General features: G+C 33.2%; 6 protein-coding genes. 3 read left to right on the forward strand and 3 right to left on the reverse strand.

Going from position 1 to position 5298, the window contains the following annotated elements:
• Positions 1 to 188: 188 nt before the first annotated feature.
• Positions 189 to 743, forward strand: coding sequence for a YcxB family protein (locus Q0977_RS17755; protein WP_002827202.1), 555 nt, complete (start codon positions 189 to 191; stop codon positions 741 to 743).
• A 16-nt stretch (positions 744 to 759) separates the two neighbouring features.
• On the opposite strand, the gene Q0977_RS17760 is transcribed toward Q0977_RS17755, so the two are convergent.
• The 3 genes from Q0977_RS17760 to Q0977_RS17770 all read right to left on the reverse strand — a co-directional run bounded on the left by Q0977_RS17760 (position 760) and on the right by Q0977_RS17770 (position 4201).
• Positions 760 to 2823 (reverse strand): glycoside hydrolase domain-containing protein, encoded by a 2064-nt coding sequence (locus Q0977_RS17760; protein ID WP_299516401.1) that lies wholly within the window; start codon positions 2821 to 2823, stop codon positions 760 to 762.
• A gap of 233 nt (positions 2824 to 3056) precedes the next feature.
• Complete coding sequence (locus Q0977_RS17765; protein WP_299516404.1) at positions 3057 to 3425, reverse strand: hypothetical protein; 369 nt, start codon at positions 3423 to 3425, stop codon at positions 3057 to 3059.
• Between the two features lie 116 nt (positions 3426 to 3541).
• Positions 3542 to 4201: a hypothetical protein gene (locus tag Q0977_RS17770; protein WP_299516406.1), complete on the reverse strand. Its 660-nt coding sequence runs from the start codon at positions 4199 to 4201 to the stop codon at positions 3542 to 3544.
• A gap of 351 nt (positions 4202 to 4552) precedes the next feature.
• Between Q0977_RS17770 and Q0977_RS17775 the strand changes: the two genes are divergently transcribed.
• Both Q0977_RS17775 and Q0977_RS17780 read left to right on the forward strand, forming a co-directional pair.
• A complete protein-coding gene (locus tag Q0977_RS17775; protein WP_299516408.1) occupies positions 4553 to 4945 on the forward strand; it encodes a helix-turn-helix transcriptional regulator in 393 nt (130 codons plus the stop codon).
• Positions 4946 to 5104: 159 nt separating this feature from the next.
• Positions 5105 to 5298 (forward strand): helix-turn-helix transcriptional regulator (locus tag Q0977_RS17780; protein ID WP_367269494.1); only part of this gene is annotated, 194 nt, incomplete at its 3' end.

A 5298-nucleotide genomic window follows, 5' to 3' on the forward strand; every position in this document is an offset into this window, starting at 1 on the left:
AGAGGTATCCATTGCTGAGGCATCACGATTAACATTACCATTACTGGTTAACAAGCCCTTAATAACTGTTAAATCAGTGATACTGGTATATGTATGCTTATTATTAATGATACAATAATAAAAATAGAACCCTATAAAAAATAAAAAACCATCTTGCAAAAAAATTAACGACTGTAGGAGATAATTAAATGATTACTTGCCAAACTACCATTGACGATAAAATAGTCTATATAATATATAAACATTACTTGAAGACTCATCGACAAATATCAATATCAAACAATTTTGTTGGAATTGCTGGCATATTTCTTATGTTGATGGGGTTTATACGAGTAACCCATACAATTTTTTTTAATGTGACATGGCAATTTTACGATTTTTTTATGCTATTTGTCTTTTTATGTGGGCTATACTTTTTTTTGTCCGGTTTATTTTTTACTCCCAAAAATAATCTTAAAAAAATTAGAAACCGTTACTTAAATAAAAATCAAAAATCAATTACCGTTGAGTATGTTTTTAATACAGAAGGTGTTCAAATCAATCAATCTGATAGCAAATTATTTTACCAATGGCCTGCTTTAAAACAAGTTTGGGACCTACCAGATTACTATATCTTAGAGGTTAATCCTGGACGATATAACTTAATCAACAAAGAAAAATTTAGAAACGAAGACTACTTTGAATTTCAAAACCTGTTAAAACAAGTATTAGCCTCTGAACAATATAAAAAAAGCACCCATTAATAGGTGCTTTTTTTCTCTAAACAGGAATTACTCCACGCGATCCAATCAATATCACTATTAAAATAATAAACGTCACTAAATTAACAACTTTATCTAACGCAACATTATTATCAGGATTAAGTGATGCACTAGCTATATTTTTAATATAGCTATACACCTTCTTTAATTTTTGTGACATACTATCCACGTTAATTTTTACAGTAAGCTTAATTTCAAATTCTGCATCTAGAATTTCGTTTTTGAGTTCTTTAACAACTAGTTCAAGACCTAACTCACTACCATCAGAACTAACGGTCAAAACATGTAACTCACCATCCATTAGATCAGATGACAGGCTAATACCGGATCCAGAAATAGCTGCATCTAGTATATTCTCAAAAGAATCACTTGAAATATTTACACCAAAGGTCTTTAACACCTTTTTCACACTGACAGAATCAAACTTACCATTGGTTATCTGAATTGAGTGATTACCGTCTGCAGAGTTAACTGTGCTTGTTGCTTGTGCTGTCACATGTAGGCCGCCCCCATTGACTATAACAACTTTTGGTCCATCTAAAGTTAAGTTAGCATTGTCAATAATTTTACGCAATGCCGCTTTTGCTGAAATTGTATTATTAATTTCTTTAATACCTTTATCACGACCAGAAGTCCCTAGATTATCAATTGGAATACCCCCTAGGGTAAACTCAACAAATTGATCAAAAGCCCAAACTTTTGGCATTGGAAAACCTAAATTACCAGAAAATCCTGTCGACATATCTGCTACATAAGCGCTAGTGACTGCACCAGCTGCTGCCGCACGTGAACAAACATTACGAGTACCATAAATACCAACTTTATAGCCTGACAATTGATTAGCGACTGCTTTAATATAAGGGATAATTGTCGCATCAATGTTACCATCTTCAACATCCAAATCAGCTGCAAAATAAATGGTTGCTCCACTTGGAATACCCAACGCACGAGCTGCTTGACCAGCTAAATTAGCATCTTTGATCCCTTGTGACTCTGAAAAGTAACCAAGAACACCACCACCATCTTGATAGATTGGTACAACACTAATACCTGCCGAAATAATATCATGCAACTCCGTACGCGTTAAATATTTATTTCTTTCAGCGGCACCATCACCAACCGATCCAGTCAAGTAACGCCCAATGATTTTATATCCTTGTGACTTTAGGTAATTAACATCATTTGCTGTTAATTGTTTAGAGGTATCCATTGCTGAGGCATCACGATTAACATTACCATTACTGGTTAACAAGCCCTTAATAACTGTTAAATCAGCAGTACTGGTATATGGTGGTAAGTTCATGAATTTACGAAAGGCCACAATTTGATTACCAACAGCAGTCGTAAATTGTCCATCAATTTCACCAGCATAATAACCATTAACCATCAATCCATATTGAATTAGTTTGACTACCGCCCCGGTGGCACCGACCTTTAGTGTTGGTGTGGCTGAAATGGTCCCTGGTCCATAGACACCATTAGCACTACCTGCCAACCCAATTTCAACTTGCAAAGCATAAATTAATGCTGTATTAGTATCACGTTGATAAATTCCATCACATGGTAAAATACCAAAATATTTATGGTAATGACCATTTAAGTATTGCTGCATACCACGAACTTGAGCTGTTCCACCTAACACAAGTCCAAATGCACTCATATCAAACAAGGCTTTCATGAGTTGTGTGGTCATCTTACCATCTGCTGTTACTCCAGCCTGTCGCTGCAAGTTTTCAATTGCATTTGTTGTTGCATTTGTATACTTACCATCTAGTGCACTAGGTGAGATCCCTTTTGCCCAAAAAGCTCCTTGAATTAATTTAACTAAATTACCTGAATAACCGTTCTTTAATTTCCCTAGTACCTTACTAACAGCATTTTCAGTAGCTTCACCAAATCCTGAAGCTACCGGGCTAATACCCACTTCATGCTGTAAGCCTTCACGTAACGCATATATTGTTGGCCAACCAGTCTGACCATTTTCAGTTACTTTTTGATAGCCACTAACGTTTTTATAGGTCTTATTTAGCCATTCTTGTGTTTTCTTGACTTGCTCATCCATTATAGTATCTCCTTAAATAGTTAGTTTAGGTTTAATTGATTTAACAAAACATTAGCGCTAATAGAAATGATCAATCAATAAATTAAGTTTAACCTAACTAACAAAGAAAGTACATGGTTTTATCTCGATAAATTAAGATTATCCTAATTTATCAATTCGATTTTAGATGAAAATATCCCATAAATTTTTAATTTATGGGATACCAATTACCTATTTACTTATTAATTAAAATATTATTTGTTCATTATAATTCTTGCCAAATGGACCGGTAGTTTAATATTGTTATTGAAAATTTCCAAATCCTGTATCACACCAATTTGATAAATTCTTACGGATTCTTGTTGCGTTGTTTGTGCCGTGTGTAAACTAATACCAGCTTCTTTCAAAACACGACGCATGTGTCCCGCTGTAGTAGCTAAACGAAATTTGCCATCTTTATAATTTACATAATCAGATTTTTTATCTGGGTTACTAACATAACTCGTACTACCCGTTAAAATAATTTTTTCTTCATCAGGTGCCCCCATATATACTTCAGTGGAATCCAAATATGTTTTCTTAGGATCAACTTGTTTTAATCCATCATCAGCATGAACTGACAAATTTATTAAATTGATACCTAATATTAGTGTCGTTATAACTACCAATATGTTACATATTTTTTTTATCCTCGGATTTCTCAAATCACCACACTCTTCTCTTTATTTAATTTTATGTTCTACATATCTATATTAGCCACATAGTATGTCGTACCGGATGTTGGTCGAAAAGTATAATATGTTGTTTTATTTTCGTAGCCAGTTACCCACTTTTCTTGACCAGGCTTTATGACCGTACCATTTAAATTACCAGTCTGATAATTATCATTAGCTTGCAATACATCTCCTACACGACCAGAATCTACATGTGTTGTCCACATTAGGTAAGCCCCCGTACCATATTGTGGTTGAAAAGCAAATCCTGCATATTGCCAGCCTGAGCCGCTAAATGGTTTCGACCAATACCCTTTTCCTTTATTTAAAACTTTCACATTATTGGCCGATACTGGTTTATTAATAAGCGGCCCTACAGATTTAATTGATTCTGGTAATTTAACAGCTGCTTCTGCCTGTTTTTGATTATTTTTCATTTTATCAGCGTCTAATACTGGATATTGAGTTGTTTTATAATTTTGCTTATGGTGTTGCCCCTTACTATCAATAATATCAAAATCTTGTTTACCAATCATATAACCATCGCCAACATCAACAACCGGTTCACTGTCTGGAATATTTTCAATAATCTCATCTACGTTCTTTTGAATTGGTTCATGATAACTAGCTGCAGATACATGTTCATTAATAGCAAATGCTGAAAATACAGCTCCAGCAAGAATCAAACTTTTAGCACCCTTTCCTCACTCCATAAAAATTCCCTCTCTTAATTAAAATTTTCTCTACTTCTCCTATCAATAAGATACCATGCCAAACAGTAAAAAATATTGATAAACTCTCAACATAGAATATCTATACCTGGCATAAGCTTATATAGAAAATAAAAATTTATAACGATCACAAATTCTAGAATAGATGAATTAAAATCAAGATAAAATAATAAAAGTAGCATCAAGTACATCTATTTGGAATAAGATCCATTATTGATAATAAATGTCTATTTTATTAACATGTAAAAGCTATTTGATAGCCAGTTAATGTCCTTTATGTCATTATTCTTGTCAAAGGAGAAGATTATGAGACTTAGTAATAAAATTAAAAAAAGACGAAAAGAACTCGGAATATCACAAGAAGAAGCAGCAGAAAAGCTTTATATTTCTCGTCAAACACTTTCAAATTGGGAAAATAATAAAACTCTGCCAGATATAGATCGCTTGATTGATATAAGTAATCTGTACGATCTTTCTTTAGATGAATTAATTAAAGAAGATACCTCTATAAAAAAGAAAATCATCATTAAAACCAAAACTGATAACCTTCTAATATCAATTGGCATGTTTATTACCTGTATTGGCTTTTTCCTACCGGACTCGCTTTCCTTTTTTGCTATGATAATTGGACTAGTATTAATCTTATTTAGCCAAAATATCAGCAAATTTCTTAGTAGATTTACTATACATACAAGCTAGTAATTAAGCTATGCAGGAGCTTTTTTCTATAAATAGTCTCTTTTAATATAATTTTCTCTCGCAACTATTGGTTGCAAACTAGTGCGCTAATAATTAGCGTGCTTTTTTATTGGGTTTGTCGCACAATAAAAATTAAATAACGATAGGAGATACAGCATTATGGCTATGATTTTGGGCAAACGTATTAAAGAAGAACGCGAAAAGAGAAATTTAACACAAGATCAACTGGCACAGACGTTAAATGTTAGCCGACAGGCGATTTCTAAATGGGAATTAGGAACTGCTTACCCCGATATTGAACGATTAATTACGCTTAGTGATTTTTTTGATATTTCATTAGACAACTTAATCAA

Origin of the sequence: uncultured Rummeliibacillus sp. (assembly GCF_934216135.1) — a bacterium.
Lineage (GTDB): Bacteria > Bacillota > Bacilli > Bacillales_A > Planococcaceae > Rummeliibacillus.

What these genes read in the sequence shown, in the direction of transcription:
- Q0977_RS17775 (WP_299516408.1), top strand. Translation starts at nt 4,553, where the DNA reads ATGAGACTTAGTAATAAAATTAAAAAAAGACGAAAAGAACTCGGAATA.
- Q0977_RS17755 (WP_002827202.1), top strand. Translation starts at nt 189, where the DNA reads ATGATTACTTGCCAAACTACCATTGACGATAAAATAGTCTATATAATA.
- Q0977_RS17760 (WP_299516401.1), bottom strand. Translation starts at nt 2,823, where the DNA reads ATGGATGAGCAAGTCAAGAAAACACAAGAATGGCTAAATAAGACCTAT.